The following is a 19,149-nucleotide window of genomic DNA, read 5'->3' as shown; positions in this document are numbered from 1 at the left end:
CCGGGCGGAAGAGGAAACTCCGCCACCGGCAAATCGATGAGCGCGCGCGAAAGCGCGGAAAAGGGAACGATGGCTCCGCATCCGGAAGACCGGGCGGAGGAAAAGGAGGCTTACATGCGCAGGGCAACTCTGTTCGCCGGCTTGGTTGCCGGTTTCAGCACATTTGCATTCAACGCCGCGCAGGCGGTTGAAATCGAATATTGGCAATATGTCTTCGACACCCGCGTGAAGGCCATGGACGAGCTGATCGCACAGTTCCAGAAGGCCAATCCCGACATCACCGTCAAGCAGGTAACCTTCCCTTATGCCGATTACCAGACGCGCGTGATTGCCGCCAATATGTCCGGCAAGGGCCCGGACGTGATGCAGCTGTTTTACGGCTGGCTCGACAAGTTCGCAGCGGGCGGGATTTTGCAGCCATTGCCAACAGACGCTTTCCCGCATGACAAGATCGAAAGCGAATTTTTCCCGATCGTCAGCGCCATGAAACGCGGCGAGGACTATTACGGCCTGCCGACCGCGGTTCGTTCGCTTGCACTGTTCTACAACAAGAAGCTCTTTGCCGAGGCGGGTCTCGATCCCGCAAATCCGCCGAAGACGCTCGATGAATTCGTCGCCGCCGCGCAAAAGATCGCCAAGCACGATGCCGCCGGCAATCTCACCGTCGCCGGTTCCACGCTCGATATGGGCGGACAGGATCACCAGTGGTGGCGTGAGGTGCTCATCCGCCAATATGGTGGCGAGCCCTATACCGACAACGACCAGAAGGTCGCATATAATAGCGAGCCCGGCATCCAGGCTCTGAAATTCTACACCAGTCTGCAGCTCGAAAAAAAGATCGGTCAGGCGGGTTTTATGGATGAAGGCCAGGCCGCCTTCCGTGCGGGCAAGGCGGGCATGACCATCGACGGCACTTTCCGGCTGGGCTCGTTCCGCACCATCAAGGATTTCGAGTGGGGCGTGACCGAACTTCCGACCAATGACAAGAATATCCGCTCCAACTATGCGAGCTATTTCGCCAACGGCATCAGCGCCAAGACAACGGGTGAAGAGCTTGAGGCGTCCAAGAAGTTCCTCGCCTATATCTCTTCACCGGAAGCCATGGCGATCTGGCTGAAGACAGTGGGCGAACTGCCGGCGCGACGCTCCGCAGCGCTGACCGAAGAAAACCTGAAGGACCCGATCTACGCGCCGTTCCTGAAGGGTCTGGAATATGCCCACACGACACTGTTAATGGATGAGGCCGCCCAGCGCCAGAACGCCATTGACATGACCAACCGGGTCCTGCTCGAGGGCCAGTCGGTTGAAGATTCCATCAAGCAGGCCGCCGAGGCCGAGCAGGAAATCATCGACGCGGCGAAACCCTGAAAACCGCAGGTCCAACCATGACAGCGACAGATCAACAGGGGGCGGTATCCGGCCGCCCCGGCGGCTCCTTTGGGGACCGTCTTTCCATGCGCACGAAACGGCTCTTATGGATATGGAGCTTTCTGGCAATCCCTATACTGTTTTACAGCATCATCCGTTTTTACCCGACGCTGCAGGCCTTCTACCTGTCCTTCACCAACTGGGACCTGCTGAGGCCGGCAAAGTTCATCGGCGTTGCCAATTACGTCAAGCTCTTCAAGGACCCGCAATTCTGGAAGGTGTTCAAGAACACCTTCGCGTATCTCATCGTCGGCACGCCGATCAGCCTCGTGCTCGCCTTCGTCATCGCCTTTTATCTCGACCGCGTACGCATCCTGCACGGTTTCATCCGCGCGCTTTATTTCCTGCCCTATCTGACGACGGCGGCCGCGATGGCCTGGGTCTGGCGCTGGTTCTATCAACCGCCGCCCATCGGCATCATCAACGACGTCTTCGCAATTCTCGGCATTCCGCAGCAACCCTTCATCCGCTCTACGGACCAGGCGCTTTATTCGATCATGGTGACAGCCATCTGGGCAGGCCTTGGCTTCCAGATCATCATCTTCATGGCCGGGCTGCGCGCCATTCCAACGACATTTTACGAAGCCGCCCGCATCGACGGGCTGGGCGAATGGGCGATCCTGCGCAAGATCACGCTTCCGCTTCTGAAACCCACTACGGTCTTCCTCGTGGTCTTCTCGTCCATCGGTTTCCTGCGCATCTTCGACCAGGTCTACAACCTGACGACCAATGATCCGGGCGGACCGCTCGGCTCAACCAAACCGCTTGTGCTGATGATCTATCAGACGGCGTTCAATTCCTATGCCATGGGTTATGCCGCAGCGCAGACGGTCGTCCTGTTTACCATTCTTCTCGTCGTATCGCTGATTCAGCTCTGGGTCCTGAGGGAAAAGAAATGAGCGAAGCAAAGCCACTTTCCCACGCCCGTATCCGCCCCGGTCGCATTCTCGCCTGGACGTTGCTGTTCATCGGCGGCGTGATCATGGTTTCGCCGCTACTATTCATGTTCTCGACCTCGTTCAAGACGGCGGACCAGGTCTATGATCTCAGGCTCATTCCCGCAGCACCGACGCTTGCCAACTATATCACGGTCATGGCCGACGGCCGTTTCCTGCGCTGGTTCTTCAACTCCATGCTGGTTGCGGTCATCGTTACCGTCTCCAACTGCTTCTTTGACAGTCTGGTCGGGTACACGCTGGCGAAGTTCGAGTTTCGCGGCCGCTATTTCATCTTCCTCGCCATTCTGTCGACGCTGATGATCCCGACCGAAATGCTCGTCATTCCCTGGTATCTGATGTCCAGCCAGCTGGGCTGGCTCGACAGCTACTGGGGCATCATGTTCCCGGGCATGATGACGGCCTTCGGCACCTTCCTGATGAAGCAGTTCTTCGAGACGGTTCCGAACGACTTCATCGAGGCCGCGCGCGTCGACGGGCTGAACGAATTCCAGATCTGGTGGAAAGTCGCCCTGCCGCTGGTGACGCCCGCGCTCTCCGCGCTCGCGATCTTCACCTTCCTAGGGAACTGGACAGCATTCTTCTGGCCGTTGATCGTCACGACAAGCAAGGAGCTCTACACCCTGCCGGTCGGCCTTTCGAGCTTTGCCGTGGAACAGCAGATCCAGTGGGAAATGATCATGACGGGCGCAGCCATTGCGACCATTCCCACCCTCATCGTCTTCATCGTCCTGCAACGCTACATCGTTCGCGGTGTGATGCTGGCGGGTCTGAAAGGATAACATCATGACCGATATCAACCCGCGCCAGTCGGATACCAGCAAGTTTCCCGACCCTGTCTACAAAGAAACCGTGCTGCGCCCGCTTTTCGATGGCGCCAAGAACCACCACGTAGAGGGCTTCCGCCGCATAGACCGAGCCCACCTTGTCATGCTGCGCGAGACCGGCATTCTCGATGCCGAGACGGCGGCCAAGATCGCCGGCGCACTCCAAGACATCGACAAAACCATCGAACCCGCGGAGCTTGTTTATACCGGCGAAGTCGAGGATTTCTTCTTCCTGATCGAGAAAGAGCTGAAAGCCCGCATCGGCGTTGATGTCGCCGGCCGCCTGCACACGGCCCGTTCGCGCAACGATATCGATCACACGCTGTTCAAGATCGGCCTCAAGGACAAGATCGATACGCTCACCGTCAAGGCGCGCGTCCTGCTGAAAGCGCTGATCGATGCCGCCGAACGCAATCAAGCTACGCTGATCGTGGCTTACACCCATGGTCAGCCGGCCCAGCCCACCACCTTCGGCCACTACCTTTCCGCCGCGATCGAGGTGCTGATCCGGGATATCGAACGTTTTGCGGAGGCGCGCCGCATCGTCGATCTTTCGCCGATGGGCGCTGCCGCCATCACCACCTCGGGCTTTCCCATCGATCGGGCGCGGGTCGCCGAATTGCTGGGTTTTGCTGCACCCTTACGCAATTCCTATTCCTGCATCGCCGCCGTGGATTACACGACCGCGACCTATGGCGCGATCGAGCTGATGTTCCTGCATCTCGGACGGCTCATCCAGGATTTCCAGTTCTGGACGAGTTTCGAGGTTGGCCAGATCTACGTGCCGAATGCGCTGGTGCAGATTTCCTCGATCATGCCGCAGAAGCGAAACCCGGTGCCGATTGAACATCTGCGCCACCTCGCCAGCCAGACATTCGGGCGGGCGCGCACGGTGCTGGATGTGATGCATAATACGCCCTTCACCGACATGAATGACAGTGAGGGCGAAACGCAGGGCATGGGTTATGAGGCCTTCGCCTCTGCCGGCCGGGTTCTCGATCTTCTTGCCAGCCTCGTTGGCCAGATCAGCATCGATCCCGAAAGGGTCGACCAGAACATCCGCCGGTCGTGTATCACCATCACGGAACTGGCGGATTCGCTTGTCCGCATCGAAGACCTGTCTTTCCGCCAGGCCCATGAGATTGCCGCGACTGTTGCCAAGAGCGTCGTCGCGCTGAAAGGCGATCTGCCGAACGACGGTTACCAGCCGTTCCTCAAGACGTTCCATGAGCTGACAGGGCGGCAAACCGGGATCGATGAGGAAAAATTCAGGCAGATCGTTTCGCCCGAGCACTTCGTTGCCGTACGCAGCCGTTTCGGCGGCCCTGCCCCCGAACCGATGCGGGAGGCGATTGCCACCTATCGCAACAGGCTTGCTGCATTCGAGGCGGAAGCACGGCGATCCGCCGATCACGAAGCGGCAAAGGCCGCGGAACTCACAGAGAAATTCACAGCCCTGACGGGAGCCCGATGATGGCGACAATCGAACTCAATAAACTCGTGAAGCGCTATGGCAAGGTCGAGGCGGTCAAGGGCATCGATCTTGCCATTGAAGACGGCGAGTTCGTCGTTTTTGTCGGCCCGTCCGGCTGCGGCAAATCAACCACCCTCAGAATGATCGCCGGGCTGGAAGAAATCTCCGACGGAGCGCTGAAGATCGGCGGCGACATCGTCAATGAGAAGGAACCGAAACAGCGCAACATCGCGATGGTCTTCCAGAACTATGCGATCTATCCGCACATGACGGTTCGCCAGAACATCGGCTTTGGCCTCTACACCTCGAAGCTTGACCGCGAGGAAAAGAACCGCCGCATCGAGGAGGCCGGCCGGGTGCTCGGTCTGGAGGCCCTGCTCGACCGGCGGCCGGCGGCCCTGTCAGGCGGCCAGCGGCAGCGTGTCGCCATCGGCCGCGCCATGGTGCGCGATCCCGCCGCCTTCCTGTTCGATGAGCCACTGTCTAACCTGGACGCCCAGCTGCGCGCACAGATGCGTATTGAAATCAAGCGCTTGCATCAGCGTCTTAAGACGACAACCGTTTATGTCACCCACGATCAGGTAGAAGCCATGACCATGGCCGACAGGATCGTCGTCATGAAGGACGGCCACATCCTGCAGGTCGGCACGCCAACGGAACTTTATGAAACACCCGTCGATATCTTTACCGCACGCTTCATCGGCAGCCCTTCGATGAACCTGCTGCGCGGAACCAGAGCCGGCGACAGCGTCGCGCCGTCCGCCACGGGTGAGCTTCTGATCGGCGTCCGGCCGCATGATCTGTTGGTCGGCGAGAACGGTGCTGCACAATCAACGTTTACGCTTGAGGGAACGGTAACGGCAGTCGAACCGCTCGGACCGGAGACGCTTGTTCATCTGGACACCGACACCAGTTCTGTGATTGCCACGGCGAGAAGCAAAACCATTCCGACCGTCGGCAGCAGGCTGCAATGCCAGGCGGAGCGAGGTTCGCTTTATCTTTTCGACGCCAAGACGGAAAAGCTTCTGGGCCGCGCATGATGACAACGGAAAAAACTGCCGTCATCAGCGTCGGCCGGATCTATTGCGACCTCATTTTCACCGGTCTTAATGAACTGCCAGTGCTCGGCCGGGAACTGTTTGCCCGAGACATGGAAATCGCCCCCGGCGGCGGAGCCTTCATTGCCGCCGCCCATTTCGCCCATGTCGGACGCCCGGTTGCTCTGCTCGCAAGGCTCGGCACCGATACGTTTTCGCGCGATATCGGTGAGAAAATGGCGCAGAGCGGCGTCGACCTGCGGTTTCTGGAACATGCAGCCGATGCCGGACCGCAGGTGACGGTGGCGACGGTGGTTGGCCAGGACCGGGCATTTTTGACGCGCCGCGCCGGTGCCGCCCGTCCCTCGACGCTCGATGCCGCCTTCGCGTGGGATAACGCCCGGCATCTGCACATCGCCGAATTCGCCACGCTGCATGAGATGCCTGATCTGGTTTCACGCGCCAAGGCAAGCGGATTGTCAGTATCGCTCGATCCAAGCTGGGATGCTTCGCTGATCTACGACAAGGGGCTGCTGAAGGCCTGTGCCGGTGTCGACGTGTTTTTGCCCAATCTTGAAGAGGCGGAAGCAATCACGGGGCATTCTGACCCGGAAAGAGCCACCCACGCCCTGTCAGAGGCCTTTCCCGTCGTGGCGCTGAAAGGCGGCGCGCAAGGCGCTTGGGTATCTTGTCGAAGGGGCTTGCAGCATCTGGCAGCCCAGGAAGTACCCGTCGTCGATACGACCGGCGCCGGCGACGCCTTTAATGCCGGTTTTCTTGATGCCTGGCTTCAAGGCAGGGACGAACAGCAATGCCTCACAGCCGGGGTTGCCGCGGGCAGTCTTGCCGTGCAGGCGGCGGGCGGCGCACCGAGGGTGTCGACCACCGCTTGAGGCACCTTGCCCACCTCACTCGCCGCGCGGAAAACGCTGGTTTTCTTCCAGAACGTTGAGGTCCATGTGGTTACGCATGTAGCGTTCCGAAGCCTTCTGCAAGGGTTGGTAGTCCCACGGGTAATAGGCGCCGTTGCGCAGCGCCTTGTAGACCACCCAGCGCCGCGCCTGACTTTCGCGAACGGCGGCGTCGAACACCGGCAACTGCCACCGCCGGCCAATTTCGGCGGAAAGCGACGAGAGCACGTCGCTGAAAGCGGGATCGCCGGCGAGATTGGTGCGCTCTTCGGGATCGGCGTCCAGATCGTAAAGCAGCGGCGGATCGGCCTCACAGACGGACAATTTGTATCGACCGTCCCTGATGGCGACGAGCGGCGAGATCGAGCCTTCGGCCGCATATTCCATCGGCACCGGGCCGCGCCCGCCGGTGCCAGCAGCCAACGGCGCCAGATCCTCGCCATCCGTCCAGCGTTTAAGCGAGGTGATATCAAGCCCTGCCAGACCGCACAGCGTCGGCGTCACATCCAGTGTCGAGGCCGGCGTATCGATCAATGCCGGCTGCCAGCCTGGCGCGGCGATCATCAGCGGTACACGGGCCGAGCCCTCGAAGAAGCACATCTTGAACCACAGGCCGCGCTCACCCAACATATCGCCATGGTCTGAAAGGAAGAGGACGATGGTGTCCTCCTCCATCCGCGTCGCCTTCAGGACGCCAAGGATTTCGCCGATCTTCTCGTCGATATAGGAGACGTTGGCGAAGTAACCGCGGCGTGCCCGGCGTATCTGCTCCGGCGAAATATCGAAGGCATTGTGGTCACAGGCTTCCAGCAACCGTTTCGAATGCGGGTCCTGCTGATCGAAAGCAATGGCCTCCGACTGCGGATCGAGCGCCGGGCAATCCTCATAGAGATCCCAGAATTTCCGCCGCGCCACATAGGGATCGTGCGGATGGGTGAAGCTGACGGTCAGACACCACGGCCGGTCATCGAGCCGACGAGACAGGTCATAGAGCTTGCGGGTGGCGTGGTAGGCTACCTCGTCGTCATACTCCATCTGGTTGGTGATTTCGGCAACCCCTGCACCCGTCACCGAACCCAGATTGTGATACCACCAGTCGATCCGCTCGCCCGGCTTGGTATAATCGGGCGTCCAGCCAAAATCCGCGGGATAGATGTCGGTCGTCAGACGCTCTTCGAAGCCGTGCAGCTGGTCAGGCCCGACGAAATGCATCTTGCCTGAGAGACTGGTGTAATAACCGGCTGCCCGTAGATGGTGCGCATAGGTCGGAATGTCGGAGGCGAACTCGGCGGCATTGTCGTAAACCCGCGTCCGGCTGGGCAATTGCCCGGACATCAGGGAGGCGCGGGCCGGCGCACAAAGCGGGCTGGCCGTATAGGTATTGGCGAAGCGTACAGATCGCTCCGCCAAGGCTTTCAGATGCGGTGCATGGAGAAAATCGGCCGGTCCATCGGGAAACAACGTCCCGTTGAACTGGTCGACCATCAGTATAAGGATATTGGGACGCGGCATTTCCACTTTCCGGCTCAGAGACCAAGCTTGCCCTTAACGGCATCGGCACCCGGTTTTCCATCCAGCGTGGTAACGCCCTGCAGCCAGCCATCCAGCGCTTTGGGGTTGGCCTTCACCCAGGCCGCTGCCGCGGCTTTGGAATCCTCTCCGCCGAGAATCGAACCCATGAGGGTATTTTCCATGGCGATATCGAACTTCAGGTTTTTGAAGAGCGCCGCCGCGTTGGGGCATTTTTCCGACCAGCCGGTGCGGGCAAGCGTATAAACCTCTGCGCCGCCGAAATTCGGGCCGAAATAGGCGTCACCGCCGGAGAGATAGGCGATATCGATCTTCTCGTTCATCGGATGCGGCGCCCAGGCAAGGAAGACCACGGCCTTCTTATCCCGGCCCGCCCGTTCCACCTGCGCCAGCATGGCCTGCTCACCGGATTCGACGAGCTGCCAGCCTTTAAGGCCGAAATCATTGGCGTCTATGATCTTCTGGATATTCTGGTTGGCGGGTGCGCCGGGCTCGATGCCGTAAATCTTGCTCTCGAATTCATCGGCATGTTTGGCGAGATCGGCGAAATCCTTCACGCCCTTCTCCGCCATATAGGACGGCACCGCCAGCGTGAACTTGGCGCCCTCGAGATTCTTCGTCAAGACCTCGGCAGCTTTCGCCGAATTGAGGTCATCTACGAAGGATTTCTGCGCCGGCATCCAGTTCCCGAGGAAAACGTCGATTTCGCCGTTCTTCATCGCCTGATATCCGATGGGCACGGAAAGCGTCTTGACGTCGGCTTCATAACCCAATGCATCGAGCAGTACCGAGGCGACGCCATTGGTTGCGGTAATATCCGTCCAGCCGGGATCGCTTAGACGTATGAGCATGCAGGACGCGTCATCGGCCGCCTGAAGCGGGGTGGAGAAGGCCGCCACGGACAGGAACAGGCCGGCGGCGATGCGGTGCAGATGAGAAACGGTTTTCATTGCGGCTCCCCTTGTATTAGTCCAGTTTATTGAACACCACATTGTTTTTGCCTGTGAAGCAGGTATTTTTCGATAAGGGATATAAGGAAATTTAATGTCAGACCGGCCGCTCGATCTCGGATGGATGCGCATCTTTACCGAGGTTGCCCGCCAGGGCAGCCTGACGGCGGCGGCGGGCTCCCTGCGGCTCACCCAGCCTGCCGTCAGCTATCAGATGCGCAGGCTCGAAGAGGAGCTTGGGGTGGCGCTCATCCGCCGCAAACATCGCGGCATCGATCTGACGGCAGAGGGACAAAGGCTGTTCGAGATCGTCTCCCGCAATGTCGATGCCATTGATCTCCTCGCGCAGCAGCTTCGGCGAACGGAGGAACGCCAGACCATCCGCCTACATACCGACTATGCCTTTTCGTCATTGTGGCTCATTCCGCGGATGCACGGATTTCGAGCGCTCAACCCTGACATCAACATCCAGATCGTCGCCACGCAGGACCCGTTGGGTCAGGGCAAGCATGACAGCGACGTGATGATCATTTTCGGCACCCGGCAGGAGGCGGGTGACGGGGCCGTACTGCTGCTTTCCGAAAAAGTCACGCCGGTCTGTTCACCTGCGTTTCTGGCAGCAACGCCGGCGCCCGCAGGCGTTGCTGATTTTTCACGGCGGAAACTCATCCACCTCGAAAATACCTCATCAGCGCACTGGTTCGACTGGCCTTCCTATTTCAAGCATTTCGGCGTTCAGAGAGGCCCCGAAAACGACGGCGGCGACATCAGCTTCAACAATTACACCATGGTGGTTCAGGCGACCATCGGAGAACAGGGCTTTGCGCTCGGCTGGGCCGGGCTCGTCGATCCACTGCTCGAGGCTGGCGTACTGGTCACGGCTGGCCCTAGCCTCGATGCACCGGGGCGCGGCTACTGGTTGATGCGGCCGAAAAGCAGCGACAGCGCGGTGAGAAAACTCACCGGCTGGCTGATTGACGAGCGGCGGTGAGGCCGCCGCAGCCGCCCCCGGCGTCCGGTTCAGATCGGATAATGCAGCGGCCCGTCCTGCAGCGTGACCCAGCGCAATTCGGTGAATTCCGCAATGCCTGCCGTGCCGCCGAAGCGGCCGTAACCGGAGGCCTTGACCCCACCGAAGGGCATCTGCGCCTCATCGTGAACAGTCGGCCCGTTGATGTGGCATATGCCGCTTTCGATCCGCGCGGCAATGGCAAGCGCCCGCGCCTGGTCCCTGCCGAAAATCGCGGCGGAAAGACCGAACTCTGTTTCATTGGCGATGCTTACCGCCTCATCGACGCTGCCGGCCCTGATGATTGAAACGACCGGACCGAAACTTTCCTCGGAATAAAGCCGCATGGCGGGAGTGACGCCATCAATGGCGATCGCATCGAGCATGGTGCCGGTGCCGCCGCCTCCCGCGACCAGCTTTGCGCCTTTGGACACGGCGTCGTCCACCAGCGCCCTTATGCGTGACGTCGCTTCGGCGCTGACCAGCGAGCCAAGCGGTGTTTTGCCCTCGCGTGGGTCTCCGGCCGTGAGGCTGGACGCTTTTTTGGCGAAGGCCTCCACGAATGTATCGGCAATGTTGTCAAGCACGATGATGCGCTCCGTCGACATGCAGATCTGGCCCTGGTTCATGTAGGCGCCGAAGGCGGCCGCCGTGACCGCCGCATCGATGTCGGCATCATCAAGCACAATGAACGGCGCCTTGCCGCCGAGTTCCAGCAGAGCGGGTTTCAGGTAACGGCCGGCCGTTTCGGCAATCACACGGCCAACGCGGGTCGAGCCGGTGAAGTTCACCCGTCTGACAGCGGAGTGCGCGATCAGCGCATCGACGATCTTTGCCGCATCCTCCGGCGCATTGGAGACGGCATTGAGCACGCCCTTCGGCAGACCTGCCGATGCCACCGCCTCGATGATCAGCGCATGGGTGCGCGGGCAAAGTTCCGAGGTTTTCATCACCACCGTATTGCCGCAGGCGAGCGGCGTGGCGATGGAACGTACGCCGAGAATGACCGGCGCATTCCACGGCGCGATGGACAGCACAACGCCTGCCGGCTGGCGCAGCGCCATCGCCATGGTGCCGGGACGGTTGGAGGGAATGATCTCGCCCTTGATCTGGGTGGTCAGGCTTGCGGCCTCCACCAGCATATCGCTTGCGAGCTTTACATTGAAACCAGCCCAGGCATCGGTCGCGCCGATTTCTTCCTTCATCGCCTGGGTAATGTCAGGCCCGGCGGCGAGTAGCGCCTGAGCCGCCGCCAGCAGCAGGCGGCGGCGCTCGCCGGGCGATGTGGCCGACCAGACGGGAAAGGCGGCAGCGGCAGCATCGGCCGCACGGGTAGCGTCCTCCACCGTTGCCGCCGCCGCGCTGGTCGCAACGTCGCCGGTGATCGGATTGTGACGCTCGAAGCGCTTTCCGCTCGCGGCCGGGCAATGGTCGCCACCGATGAAAAGATTGACAGTCTGCATGGTCTTCCTCCTGAATTCAGACAATGGCGGCGGTGGTGCCGCCGAGAAACGCCCGTTGCACGGCGGCATCGGCGGAGAGGGCCTCAGCTGAACCTGCCCCGACGATACGCCCCGCTTCCAGCAAATAACCCCGGTCGGCCAGCGCCAGGCTTTCGCGCACATTCTGCTCCACGAGCAGAATGGAAAGGCCGGTCTTCTTGATCTCGGCCAGGGCGGCAAAAAGTTCCTGCGTGACGATGGGCGCAAGACCCAGACTCGGCTCGTCCAGCAAGAGATAATCCGGTGCCGACATCAGCGCCCGCCCGATGGCGACCATCTGCTGTTCGCCGCCGGACATGGTGCCAGCAAGCTGCTGCCGGCGTTCGGCGAGACGCGGAAACAGCGAGAAAATATGCTCCCGTGTCACTTTCTCTGCTGAACGGGCATGGCGGGGATTAGCGCCGAGGCGAAGATTATCCTCCACCGTCAGCGCCGGGAAAATTCCGCGTCCTTCTGGCACCAGCGCCACGCCGCGGTCCACGATCCCATGAGGAGGGACAGCGGCAAGCGACGCACCGTCGACGCGCACTTCGCCGGACGCCGGCACAACCATGCCGCCGACCGCTTTCAGCAGTGACGACTTGCCCGCACCATTGGCGCCGAGCAGCACCACGGTTTCGCCCTTGGCAACATTGAGCGATATGCCGTCAACCGCGAGATGTTTGCCATAGCGGATTGTCAGTGCATCTATTTCAAGCATGTGCCGCTCCCAGATAGGCGGAAATGACCTGCGGATCGTCAAGCACCGCTGCCGTCGGCCCGTCGGCGATCTTGCAGCCGGCGGCCATGACCACGGAGCGCGGGCAAAGCGCGCGCACGGCGGCCATGATATGTTCCACCAGCAGGATCGTCGTTCCCTGCGATGCCAGCCGCCGGATCAGCGCTATTCCTTCCTGAAGTTCGGTGGGGTTGAGGCCGGCGAGCCATTCATCCAACAACAGAAGCTTCGGCTCGCCAGCCAGCGCACGCGCCAGTTCAAGGCGTTTCTGATCGATGTAGGTGAGGTCGCCGGCCGGCATGGTTTCCCGCCCGGCAAGGCCTATTCTTTCGAGGCAGGCGCGCGCGACCTTCTCCGCCGCTGGGCGGGACAACCGCTGCGGGCCGAACATGGCCGATACGGCAACGTTTTCGAGCAGGGAAAGCGACGGCAAAAGCCGCACGAGCTGGAAGGTGCGCGCCACGCCGGCGCGCGCAATCGCATCCGGCCGCCGGCCGGCAATCTCCTGCCCTTTCAGCCGGATCGACCCTTCGGTCGGCTTCAGCGCTCCGGAGATCAGATTCATTAGCGTCGTCTTGCCGGAGCCGTTCGGCCCGAGCAGCCCGACGACCTCGCCGGCCTCGATGGTGAGACCAAGGCCATCCACCGCCTTCAGCCCGCCGAAGGTCTTGCGGATATTGGTGATTTCGAGAACGGCGCTCATGCGGCTTTCTCCTTTTTGCGCAACTTCTCCAGCGCCGCCAGCACGCCATCCGGCAGCACGAAGACGATGAGGATGAAGAGAGCGCCGAGGATGATGGAAAAATGGTTGGGGAAGTTCGCGCCCAGCCATTCGAACAGCAGGAAAAGCGGCACTGCACCGAGAATGGGTCCCCAGCGGCGCGTGGCTCCGCCAAGCAGGGCCATGATGACGGTGAGGAACGATACCTGCGGATTAAACACGATGGCCGGCTCGATATAGACCCAGCGCGGGGCCTGAATGGCGCCGACCAGCGTGATGATCGTGGCGGAAAGCACGAAGAGCGCCAGCTTGGTGCGGGCAAGATTAATTCCTGCGTGGGCGGCCACCACCTCATCATCGCCGATTGCCTTCAGCGCCAGGCCGAGCTTGCTGCGGTCGATGAGCGTCGACAGGACAAGAGTAACGGCGGCCAGCGCCAGCAATTGCCAGAGGACATGCTGCGGCTCCAGCGGCAGGAAGATATAGCGCCCGAGCGTTCCGGTCACATTCACTTCATACCATGTGATGAGCTGTCGGATGAGTTCGGCAAGGCCGAAAGAAAAGATCACGAAATAAATGCCGGCAACGCGCAGCGTGGAAAGCCCGACGACGAAGGCAAGCGCCGCGCCGACAAGGGCGGAGCACAGGAGGACGAGCGGCCAGGGCAAGACCTCGCTCAGCACCGCGACCGTATAGGCCCCGACACCGAAAAAGGCGACGGTGGCGAGCGATATATAGCGGGTCGGACCGGAGAACATGGCCCAGGCGGAAGCAAGCGTGGCATAACCGAGAAGGCCGATGATGACGCCGACACCATAGGCATCGAAGAAGAAGGGGGAAAGCGCCAGCAGCGCGGCTGAGGCGAGGCCGATCAGAAGCGGAATCATTTGCCCCTCCTTGCGAAGATGCCTTCCGGACGCCAAAGCAGGACCATGAGAAAGAGCAGGTAGGTGGCGGCAAGTGTGAGGCCGGGATCGACATAAACCAGCACAAAGGTTTCCACGAGACCGAGCAGCAGCCCGGCGACCAGCGCGCCGAGCAGATTGCCGACACCGCCCATGATGACGACGACAAGCGCCTTCATGGTGAAGACCACGCCATAGGAAGCGGAGAAGGTCTGGTACATCGAGATCATCACCCCGCCCGCCACGGCGAGTGCGCCACCGAGAGCAAAGCCAAGGGAAGCCACACGGTTCACATCGATGCCGACCAGCGGCGCGGAACGGGGCGACAGCGCCACTGCCCGCAGGTTAAGACCCCAGCGGCTGTGGGTGAGCGCCAGATAAAGCCCGCTGCCGATCACAACCGACAGGCCGAAGGACAGCAGCCGGTTGAGCGCCACGGTCGTGCCGAAGATGTCGACGCCATCGGAGAGATAGGAATAGGAATGGTAGTTGCCGCCGAACGCCACGAGCATGATGCCCTGGATAACGAAGAGCAGTCCGAAGGTTGCCAGAATGGAATCGACTTCCAGACGGCCAGAGCCGCCCGAACGGCGCACCAGCGGCCGCATCATGACGCGGTAGATCGCGAACGAAAGGCCGTAACCGAGCGGTACGATGATGAAAAGCGACCAGAGCGGCGAAAGCCCGTAACCGGAAAACAGAACGAAGGTGATGAAGGCAGCCGCGATCAGCACTTCGCCATAAGCGAGGTTCATGATGCGGGCGATGCCATATTGCAGCGAAAGTCCAAGCGCGATCAGCGCATAGGTCCCTCCCAGCATCAAGCCGAAGATGAGGGTGGATAAGAACAAGGAAATGTCTCCAGTCTGGAACATGGCCGAAGCCTTCCGGCCGGGTTCACAGGTCCCGGCCGGAAAGGGCTTACCATTGCGGCTTCGGGACAAGGGGCTTGGCCGCACCGGGACGTTCCGCGGGCGCAATCGCGACGAAACGCTCGCCCTGCCATTGCCCCGCCCACCACAGCTGACGAAGCTGGTTGTCTTCAAGTTTGACCGGGCCGATAACGGTGTCGAAGCTTCCCGTCGAAAGCTCGCCCGCCACCGCTGCCCTGTCGAGCCCGACACGCTGGATTGACTGGGCCAGCATTTCGAGGCTCGCATAGGTGATGGCGCTTGCCCAGCTGTCCGGCTTGGTGCCGATGAAGGCTTCGTGACGCTTGAAATAATCCTCGATCCTGTCGCTGCTTCCATCGACGCCGCCGATGCTGATGACGCCTTCCTGCTTGCCATCGGAAACTTTCGGGAAAATCGGGAAAGCACCGCCGACACCGACGTAGAACACCTTCGGATTATATCGTGCAGTCTGCGCCTGCTTCGTTACCGCGAAACTGTCCGGCGGGTAGGAGAAGGCGATGAAACTGTCCGCACCGCTTGCCGCGGCCTCGTTCACAAGCGCGGCAAAATCGGAGGTGCCGACCGGATAGGTCTTGTCATAAGCAAGCGTAAAACCTGCTTCCTTCAGCGCGGGTCGCGCAGCCTTGATGAGATCGATGCCGAAACCGTCCGCGACAGATATCACGGCCACCTTGTCATTGATCTGGCCTGCTTCGCGGGCGGCTTTCAAAACATCGGCCAGTGCAGTGGCATAGTCGTGCCCCCCGCCCAGCATCCAGAAGCTCTTCTTCCAGCGCGCGGCGAAATCGGGCGCCTTGTCGGTGACGCCGGTGACCGCGAGCTGCGGATAACCGAAACGGTCATAGAGCGGCGCAACCGCCAGATTAAATCCCGTGCCCCAGGGCGGCAGGATGAAATCCACCTTGTCCTGGCTGGCCAGCCGCTCCGTGAACCGCACCGCGTCCTCGGCCGAGGAACGGTCGTCATATTCGACCACGTCAACTGGCAAGCGCTTGCCATCGGGCAGCGTGAGGCCGCCGGCATCGTTGACCTCCTTCACCCATAATTTGTAGTTCGGAATGGTCGTGATACCCGCGCCGGTGGCATTGGCGCCGCTTTTTGACACGGCGTAGCCAATCTTTACGGAAGTGCGGTCCTGCGCAGTGGCATGACTGAAAGACACTGCAGACAGGGCAGCACCGGAGAGCAGGCAGAACAGCGTTCTGCGCTTCAAATTGTTCATGATGTTCCTCCCAAAGCGCTCGATCAGGCAGCCCTTCTCCTCAAGACTTCCCACGCGCTGATCGAAGTTTAGCAATGACAGGCGCATATAAAATGCACTAGTGTAGTGCATTATTGCACTTTTGGAGGTTGAATGCCGCTGCACAGCCAGTTTGCCGCCAATCGCGTGGAGATCACGGCACGCACCTTCACCTCCTCGCTGCGGGTATCCGAATTCCGGCTGGAAACAGACAGCGCCCACCTGCTTTTGCTTTCTGTCGGGGAAGCGGAGATCACGCAGGGCGATAAGAGGCTGGATGTCCCTTCGCCGGGACTCATCTGGCTGCCCATAGGCCCGGCCGGCCGCGTGAGACTGAGCGCCGGAAGCCGCGGATCGCTGTTGACGACCACCGAAATCGGCTGGCTCACGCGATGCCGACGGGCACGAGCGCAAACGCCGTACGCGCGATACTGCAGCGTATTCTGGTACAGACACCCGAAGAACAGGGCCAAAAGGAACTGGAGGCTTATCTCCAGACAATCGCGAGCGAAAATGTCCGCGCAGCGACCGGTTCCGACACGATCATCGCCAGCCTGCTCTGCGTCACCCTTGTCCGGGTCTGTCAGCACGCCATCGCCGATGTTGCTGCCGCCGTCTCCACCCCGGGCGGCCTCACCGAACGTTTCGTCCTTCTGGTGAGCCAGCACAAGCACGATCAATGGGCCGTGGAAGATTATGCACACCATCTCGGCGTTACCCGCGAGCGACTGGGATTTGCGGTCCGCAAGGCCACGGGGCTTTCGCCACAGGCCTACATCCACCGGGAACTCCTGTCAGAGGCGCGCGACCTTCTTCTGAACTCTTCGTTGCAAGTCGCTGAAATCGCGTTTCGATTGGTTTTTCAGGACCCCGGCTACTTCAATCGCTTCTTCACCCGCAACGAGGGGACCTCTCCCGGCCGTTTCAGAAGAACGGCAAGGCAGAAGCAGAACATGCCGCCGCCATCCTATGCGGCCTGGCCGTGACGGGAAAGGAGGCTGACAACTACGCGGCTTCCAGTTCCTTGATATTTGCAAGGTCCGTTTCCAGCCTCGCTGCAGCCGCCTTAATGTCAAAAGCGTTCTGCAAGTTCAGCCAATATTCCGGGGTGGTCTTGAAAAACTTTGCCAGACGCAAGGCGGTGTCCGTAAAAGTGAACAGAACCATATCTTAAAGAGATACGTTTATTGCATCCCTGGCGTCGTCCTATGCCGCCCGATAGGCAGCATCATCGGCTTGCCCGACGTCGGGTCCGTGATGACACGGCTTTCAATACCAAAAACGTGGCGGACATTTTCTTCGGTCAACACGTCTTCCGGCGTGCCGAAGACATGCAGCTTTCCGTCCCTCATGGCGACGAGATGATCGGCATAACGGGCTGCGAGATTGAGATCGTGCAACACCATGACGATGGTGGTCCCACGCGACTGGTTGAGGTCTGTGAGAAGGTCCAGCACCTCGACCTGATGACTGATATCGAGGAAGGTGGTCGGCTCATCCAAGAGCAATATGTCGGTCTGCTGGGCAAGCGCCATGGCGATCCACACGCGTTGCCGCTGACCGCCCGATAATTCATCCACCGGCCGTTCGGCAAGCTCGACCGTGTCGGTGGCGACGAGTGCTGCGGCAACCGCTTCGTCATCCTCACGTGTCCAGCGTGCGAACAGGCCGTGATGCGGATGTCGCCCACGGCTGACGAGATCCGCAACCACGATACCTTCAGGCGCTATCGGCGATTGCGGCAGGAGACCCATCCGCTGAGCCAGTTCCCGGGAAGGCAGGCGATGGATCGACTTGCCGTCCAGCAGGACCTGACCGGCGCGCGGTGTGATGAGCCGCGACATGCTGCGTAGCAGAGTGGACTTGCCGCAGGCATTCGCGCCGACGATAACCGTGATCTTCCCGCGCGGGACGGTGAGGTCCAGCTCTTCTATGATGAGGCTGTCGCCATAGCCGACCGAGAGGCCGCTTAGGGAAAGAGAGTGGCCGGTCATAACGAGCCTCCGCTGCGGTTGACCCGCACGATCAGATAAATCAGATAGGGTGCACCGAGCGCACCGGTGACGACGCCGACCGGGTAACGGCCGGGCAGCAGGAACTGGCCGCAATAGTCACCCGCCAGCACCAGCACCGCGCCGACCAGCGCGGCGGGAAGGAGCAGCGATCCATTGCTGCCAACGATACGCGCTGCAATTGGTCCAGACAGGAACGCAACGAAGGCGATCGGCCCCGAGACGGCCGTAGCAAAGGCGATCATGCCAACGGCTGCGACGATGACGATGATGCGTGTTGCCCCGACCCGAACGCCGAGTGCCGCGGCGGCATCATCACCGAGCCTGAGCGTCTCGAGATCCCGTGCACGGCTGAGAAGCAGGCCGCCGAAAAAAACCAGCGCGATGGCAAGCGGCAGTGTCTGGGCAAGTTTGGCGCCATTGACACTGCCGGTCAGCCAGCGCATCGCCTCCTGCAGTGTCCAGGCCGGCGCGACGGAGAGAATATAGGCGATGATGCTTTCCAGCATGGCGGAAACACCGATGCCGACAAGGATCAGACGCGTTCCGGCCACGCCGTTGCGGAAGGAGAGGAGATAGACCAGCAGGGCGATGCCAAGGCCGGCGACGACGGCGACAACCGAAACCAGCGGTCCGTTCATCTGCAATACGACGATGGCAAAGACGGCGGCGGCGCTGGCGCCGGAGCTGATGCCGATAATGTCGGGGCTGGCGAGCGGGTTGCGTAACATGATCTGAAAGGCGACGCCGCCAAGCCCGAAGCTCAGCCCGGCCAGCACCGACAGCAGCGCGCGTGGCAGGCGCAATTGTCCGACGGTAAAGCTGACGCCGGCGATGTCCTCGCCGAGCAGCACGCGGATCACCTGACCGGGCGGGGTGAATGATTGGCCGAGCGTCAGCGTGAGTGCAAAAGCTGCGATGAGAAGCGTCAGCAGGCAAAAGATGACGACACGGCGCCGGCCCTGCCGACGGCGGCGGTTGAAACCCAGCGTTTCGACGACTGACGGAAACATAC

The 19,149-nt window shown here is 60.9% G+C and carries 18 protein-coding genes; 8 read left to right on the top strand and 10 right to left on the bottom strand.

The features are described 5' to 3' along the window. The first annotated feature begins 114 nt into the window (after positions 1-114). The 6 genes from DOU54_RS03170 to DOU54_RS03145 are packed head-to-tail and all read left to right on the top strand — an operon-like array spanning position 115 to position 6,615. Positions 115-1,368 (top strand): sugar ABC transporter substrate-binding protein, encoded by a 1,254-nt coding sequence (locus tag DOU54_RS03170; RefSeq protein ID WP_113730736.1) that lies wholly within the window; start codon positions 115-117, stop codon positions 1,366-1,368. A gap of 17 nt (positions 1,369-1,385) precedes the next feature. Then, entirely contained in the window at positions 1,386-2,327 is a 942-nt protein-coding gene (locus tag DOU54_RS03165; protein ID WP_113730606.1) for a carbohydrate ABC transporter permease, read from the top strand. Continuing rightward, the gene (locus DOU54_RS03160) at positions 2,324-3,166 is read left to right on the top strand and encodes a carbohydrate ABC transporter permease (protein ID WP_044458934.1); all 843 of its coding nucleotides are present in this window, start codon (positions 2,324-2,326) and stop codon (positions 3,164-3,166) included. Before DOU54_RS03165 ends, DOU54_RS03160 begins: the two co-directional genes overlap by 4 nt. A 4-nt stretch (positions 3,167-3,170) precedes the next feature. After that, on the top strand, positions 3,171-4,685 hold the full coding sequence (argH, locus tag DOU54_RS03155) for an argininosuccinate lyase (RefSeq protein ID WP_113730604.1): 1,515 nt from the start codon (positions 3,171-3,173) through the stop codon (positions 4,683-4,685). Beyond that, positions 4,685-5,725, top strand: a complete 1,041-nt coding sequence (locus DOU54_RS03150) for an ABC transporter ATP-binding protein (RefSeq protein ID WP_113730602.1) — start codon at positions 4,685-4,687, stop codon at positions 5,723-5,725. Before argH ends, DOU54_RS03150 begins: the two co-directional genes overlap by 1 nt. After that, a complete protein-coding gene (locus tag DOU54_RS03145) occupies positions 5,722-6,615 on the top strand; it encodes a carbohydrate kinase family protein (protein ID WP_113730600.1) in 894 nt (297 codons plus the stop codon). Before DOU54_RS03150 ends, DOU54_RS03145 begins: the two co-directional genes overlap by 4 nt. A gap of 15 nt (positions 6,616-6,630) precedes the next feature. Here the strand turns inward: DOU54_RS03145 and betC are convergent, their stop codons facing one another. Together betC and choX are read right to left on the bottom strand one after the other, a co-directional pair. Then, positions 6,631-8,145 (bottom strand): choline-sulfatase, encoded by a 1,515-nt coding sequence (gene betC, locus DOU54_RS03140; RefSeq protein ID WP_113730598.1) that lies wholly within the window; start codon positions 8,143-8,145, stop codon positions 6,631-6,633. Between the two features lie 14 nt (positions 8,146-8,159). Next, positions 8,160-9,113 carry a choline ABC transporter substrate-binding protein gene (choX, locus tag DOU54_RS03135; protein ID WP_113730596.1) on the bottom strand — a complete coding sequence of 318 codons (954 nt, stop codon included), beginning with the start codon at positions 9,111-9,113 and terminating at the stop codon, positions 8,160-8,162. Between the two features lie 94 nt (positions 9,114-9,207). Between choX and DOU54_RS03130 the strand changes: the two genes are divergently transcribed. Further along, positions 9,208-10,104: a choline sulfate utilization transcriptional regulator gene (locus DOU54_RS03130; protein WP_004444701.1), complete on the top strand. Its 897-nt coding sequence runs from the start codon at positions 9,208-9,210 to the stop codon at positions 10,102-10,104. 29 nt (positions 10,105-10,133) lie between these two features. Here the strand turns inward: DOU54_RS03130 and DOU54_RS03125 are convergent, their stop codons facing one another. From DOU54_RS03125 to DOU54_RS03100, 6 genes are all read right to left on the bottom strand, one after another. Then, positions 10,134-11,585: an aldehyde dehydrogenase gene (locus DOU54_RS03125; RefSeq protein ID WP_113730594.1), complete on the bottom strand. Its 1,452-nt coding sequence runs from the start codon at positions 11,583-11,585 to the stop codon at positions 10,134-10,136. A 16-nt stretch (positions 11,586-11,601) separates the two neighbouring features. Next, entirely contained in the window at positions 11,602-12,324 is a 723-nt protein-coding gene (locus DOU54_RS03120; protein WP_113730592.1) for an ABC transporter ATP-binding protein, read from the bottom strand. Continuing rightward, a complete protein-coding gene (locus DOU54_RS03115; RefSeq protein WP_108081301.1) occupies positions 12,317-13,045 on the bottom strand; it encodes an ABC transporter ATP-binding protein in 729 nt (242 codons plus the stop codon). The genes DOU54_RS03120 and DOU54_RS03115 overlap by 8 nt, the downstream gene beginning before the upstream one ends. Further along, positions 13,042-13,950, bottom strand: coding sequence for a branched-chain amino acid ABC transporter permease (locus tag DOU54_RS03110; RefSeq protein ID WP_022563820.1), 909 nt, complete (start codon positions 13,948-13,950; stop codon positions 13,042-13,044). Before DOU54_RS03110 ends, DOU54_RS03115 begins: the two co-directional genes overlap by 4 nt. Next, a complete protein-coding gene (locus DOU54_RS03105; protein WP_108081412.1) occupies positions 13,947-14,819 on the bottom strand; it encodes a branched-chain amino acid ABC transporter permease in 873 nt (290 codons plus the stop codon). Before DOU54_RS03105 ends, DOU54_RS03110 begins: the two co-directional genes overlap by 4 nt. Before the next feature lie 70 nt (positions 14,820-14,889). Further along, a complete protein-coding gene (locus tag DOU54_RS03100; RefSeq protein WP_113730590.1) occupies positions 14,890-16,104 on the bottom strand; it encodes an amino acid ABC transporter substrate-binding protein in 1,215 nt (404 codons plus the stop codon). A 410-nt stretch (positions 16,105-16,514) separates the two neighbouring features. On the opposite strand from DOU54_RS03100, the gene DOU54_RS03095 reads away from it, so the two are divergent. Then, positions 16,515-17,108, top strand: a complete 594-nt coding sequence (locus DOU54_RS03095) for a helix-turn-helix transcriptional regulator (protein WP_286079850.1) — start codon at positions 16,515-16,517, stop codon at positions 17,106-17,108. A gap of 198 nt (positions 17,109-17,306) precedes the next feature. On the opposite strand, the gene DOU54_RS03085 is transcribed toward DOU54_RS03095, so the two are convergent. Together DOU54_RS03085 and DOU54_RS03080 are read right to left on the bottom strand one after the other, a co-directional pair. Then, entirely contained in the window at positions 17,307-18,116 is an 810-nt protein-coding gene (locus DOU54_RS03085; protein WP_113730588.1) for an ABC transporter ATP-binding protein, read from the bottom strand. After that, positions 18,113-19,147, bottom strand: a complete 1,035-nt coding sequence (locus DOU54_RS03080) for a FecCD family ABC transporter permease (RefSeq protein ID WP_113730586.1) — start codon at positions 19,145-19,147, stop codon at positions 18,113-18,115. Before DOU54_RS03080 ends, DOU54_RS03085 begins: the two co-directional genes overlap by 4 nt. Between the last annotated feature and the right edge of the window lie 2 nt (positions 19,148-19,149).

It is taken from the genome of Agrobacterium sp. MS2 (assembly GCF_003261015.1).
GTDB classification, from domain to species: Bacteria; Pseudomonadota; Alphaproteobacteria; order Rhizobiales; family Rhizobiaceae; genus Agrobacterium; species Agrobacterium pusense.
The sequence above is the reverse complement of the archived record's forward strand: the minus strand, read 5'-3'. Positions and strand labels throughout refer to the sequence as shown.